The 3,095-nt window shown below is 68.1% G+C and carries 3 protein-coding genes; all 3 read right to left on the bottom strand.

Annotated elements, in window-relative coordinates:
- The coding region (locus ACRDSQ_RS31155; protein ID WP_431426061.1) for an HD domain-containing phosphohydrolase at positions 1–575 on the bottom strand (575 nt) is incomplete at its 3' end.
- A 282-nt stretch (positions 576–857) separates the two neighbouring features.
- Positions 858–2,126: an IS110 family transposase gene (locus tag ACRDSQ_RS31150; protein ID WP_431426060.1), complete on the bottom strand. Its 1,269-nt coding sequence runs from the start codon at positions 2,124–2,126 to the stop codon at positions 858–860.
- Between the two features lie 330 nt (positions 2,127–2,456).
- The gene (locus tag ACRDSQ_RS31145) at positions 2,457–2,876 is read right to left on the bottom strand and encodes a nuclear transport factor 2 family protein (protein ID WP_431426059.1); all 420 of its coding nucleotides are present in this window, start codon (positions 2,874–2,876) and stop codon (positions 2,457–2,459) included.
- Between the last annotated feature and the right edge of the window lie 219 nt (positions 2,877–3,095).

Raw genomic sequence — 3,095 nt, 5'->3', positions numbered from 1 at the left:
ATCACCGCCTGCGTAGCGACCTCGGCGATCCTTGTGGCGATGGAGATCTCGTCACGGGCGAGTCCCTTCGGCGCACCTTTGCCGTCCCAGCGTTCGAGGCCCTGGTAGATCGCATCGGCCACAGCCGGGCCTAGGCCGAGGTCGACCGCTAGCGTGCTGCCGACCTCGCAGATAGCCAGCAGTAGCTCCGCCTCGCCTGCAGCACCGGACGCGAGCGTGCGTGCGACGTACTGGAGTCTGCGAACGCCAGTGCCCTTGCCGACCCGGCTGAGGAGGGCTAGGGACTCCCGGCCGTTCGCGGTGTCTGTGCGCTCGGCAAGCGGTCGCAGGGCTGCCGCACTTGGGCCCATCAGGTGGGCCTCTTCGTGGGTGGTCGCGGTACAGCCAAGGTGGCGGAGCAGGGTTGCGTAGTACACGGTCTGCTTGTCGGCGGGTGGCAGGCCAAGGCGGTCTGCGAGCCGAGTCGCAACCAGACAGCTCCGAACGGACTTCTCGGGCGGTTGCGCCATCGCCAGGTCGAGACTCACCGACAAGGCACACAGCAGCTCCGCCAGTCGCAGCTCCTCCCGAACCATCGTGCACCCCCTGCAGATGGGCAGAACTACCGATGCGCCGGCAGCCCCGTTACGGCCATTGTGAGCCTGAATCGGCTATTCCGGACCGAGGAGGCACCATGAGCTCGACAGCCGTCGCAGTAACCCGACCGCGTCTGGTCACCGGCCAGTTCGCGCTCCTTGGTGTCGCGGCCCTCGCGTACTTCGTTGCGGACGGCCTCCTAATCCGAAAATGGACCGGGTCGGGCGTGCGTGGGGTTCCGGCGGGGCGTAGCGGAGCCGGGAGTGGTTGTCGGCGGGGGCTCAGGCGGCGGGTTCGAGGGTGACTTTGTAGCCGAGGGCTTCGAGTTGGCGGACGTGGTTGCGTCTTTTCCGGTCGGGGCCGGTGCGGTTGTCGTAGAAGTCGGGGCCGAGGTCGTTGAAGCGGGCGTCGGGGTCGGACAGCAGGTGCCAGACGATGACCAGGATGGAGCGGCCGACCGCGACGACGGCCTTCTTGCGGCCTCGTCGCCTGGCGATGCGCCGGTAGCGTTCCCCGAGGAAGGTGTCGGTCTTGCCGGCGCAGACGGCGGCCTCACCGAGGACCCGGGCCAGGTAGGGGTTGCCGTGGCCGGTCGAGCCGGCGCCCTTCTTCTTCCCGGCCGACTCCTTGACGCCGGGCGCGAACCGGGCCCAGGACGCCAGATGGTTCGGGGTGGGGAACCGGGTCATGTCGATCCCGACCTCGGCGACGATCACGTGCGCGGCGACCCGCCCGACACCGGGGATCTCATCAAGAGAGTCCACCGCCTGGGCGAAAGGGGCGATCTGGTCGCCGATCTTGTCCTCGAGCTCGGCGATGTCGGCGTTGATCTGGTCGATCCGGGTCAGCATCTTGGTCAGTAACCAGGCGTGGTGGTCGGTGAAGTATCCGGTGAACGCCTCCTCCAGGTCGCTGATCTTGCCCCGCATCCGGGCCCGGGCGAACTGCGCCAGCACCTTCGGGTCGCGTTCCCCGGCGACCAACGCGGCCAGCATGTCGCGACCCGACACGCCGAAGATGTCGGAGGCGACCACGGACAGCTTGATGCAGGCGTCCTCCAGCAGCTTCTCGACCCGGTTCTTCTCCGCGGTGCAGGCATTCACCAGGTCGACCCGGTAGCGGGTCAGGTCCCGCAGCTGGCGGATCTGCAGCGGCGGCACGAAACTGGCCCGCAGCATCTGCCGCTCGGCGACCTTGCACAACCAGACCGCGTCCAGCCGGTCGGTCTTCGGCCGGCCGGGCAGGTGCTTGACGTCCTTGGCGTTGACCAGCCAGGTCTCCAACCCGGCCGCCTCCAGCAGGTAGAACGGCGGCTTCCAGTAGTCCGAGGTCGCCTCCATCACCACCCGCGTGACGCCCAACTCCCGCAGCCGGTCCGCCAGCCGCAGCAGCGACCGGGTCATCGTCGAGTACGTGTCCACCTCCTGCAGCCGCCTGCCCGGCCGATCCGGGCTCGGCACCCGGACACAACACACCAACTCGGCCTTACCGATATCCAGCGCCGCGACCCGCGCGATGATCTCCTCGGCGTCGTGCGTCTCCTCCAGCACCAACCCCACCTCCTCACCCAACACCCGTCTGACCAACGGCTACCCGCAGGAGCGGCAAGGGTCTGGCGAATCTAATCCGCGTGCTCGAAGCAACACTGAAGGGCCCACGGCGCAGCTCCCAACGCCCGACTAGTGCACGGCCTCGTACGAACCATAGAGAAACGGCGTCAGCGGGCAACCACCCCATTTTCAGCCCGGAACGGGCCGCCCGACAGGGGGATCGGAGACTAGTGCCCGGAAAGCCCGGAACCCCGGGACTTCAGGGAACTCTTAGGGTTGTCGCGGCGATCAGCGCCGTAGTCGGCGGGTGGCCTGTGCGCGGCGTCGGGGCTAGTCGTCCATGGTGAACCGGTCGAGCCCGTTCGGCGACCGCTCGACCAGGTGCTCGCGGCCTGCCGGCGGTTCGTACTGCTCCGGCCAGAAGTCGGTGATCCGGGTGATCAGCCCGTCGGCGACCTCGAAGTACACCAGGGCGACCATCTCCTCGGTGCCGACCTTGAAGTTCATCGAGCCCGCCGCGGTGGTGCCGTCCGCGATCAGCCGCGTCACCTCGAACGACCAGTCGCCCGGATACTCCTGGTTGAACTGGACCAGCCGCTCGCGGCCGGTGATCAGCTCATTGGTCTGCGGCAGCTCGTACCGGACGTCGACGGCGAGCAGGTCGCCGAACCCGGCCCACTCGCGCTCGCCCATGCGCTCGAAGTACTGCCGGACGACTGCACGCGTGCGCTCGGTCTCTCTGTCCGTCATGTCAACCAACGGTAGAAGACGCAGCCGACATTCTGTGATGAGAGGATGCTCGGGGCCGACGGAGGGAGAGGTGATGGCTGAGCAGTCCGCGGGTTTGCTGGCCCGGCGACGGGCGCGCGGTCTTTGGGTGAAGGGCGCCAAGCAGCTGGGCTGCGCGAAGGCCGGCGAGGAGGCCGGTACTCCGGACAAGCCGGCCGCGCTGGACACCTTCACCCGGGC

The sequence above is a fragment of the Actinokineospora sp. genome, assembly GCF_050699995.1.
Lineage (GTDB): Bacteria > Actinomycetota > Actinomycetes > Mycobacteriales > Pseudonocardiaceae > Actinokineospora.
The sequence above is the reverse complement of the archived record's forward strand: the minus strand, read 5'-3'. Positions and strand labels throughout refer to the sequence as shown.

Coding starts and splice junctions, on each gene's coding strand:
- ACRDSQ_RS31145 (WP_431426059.1), bottom strand. CDS start 2,876: ATGACGGACAGAGAGACCGAGCGCACGCGTGCAGTCGTCCGGCAGTAC.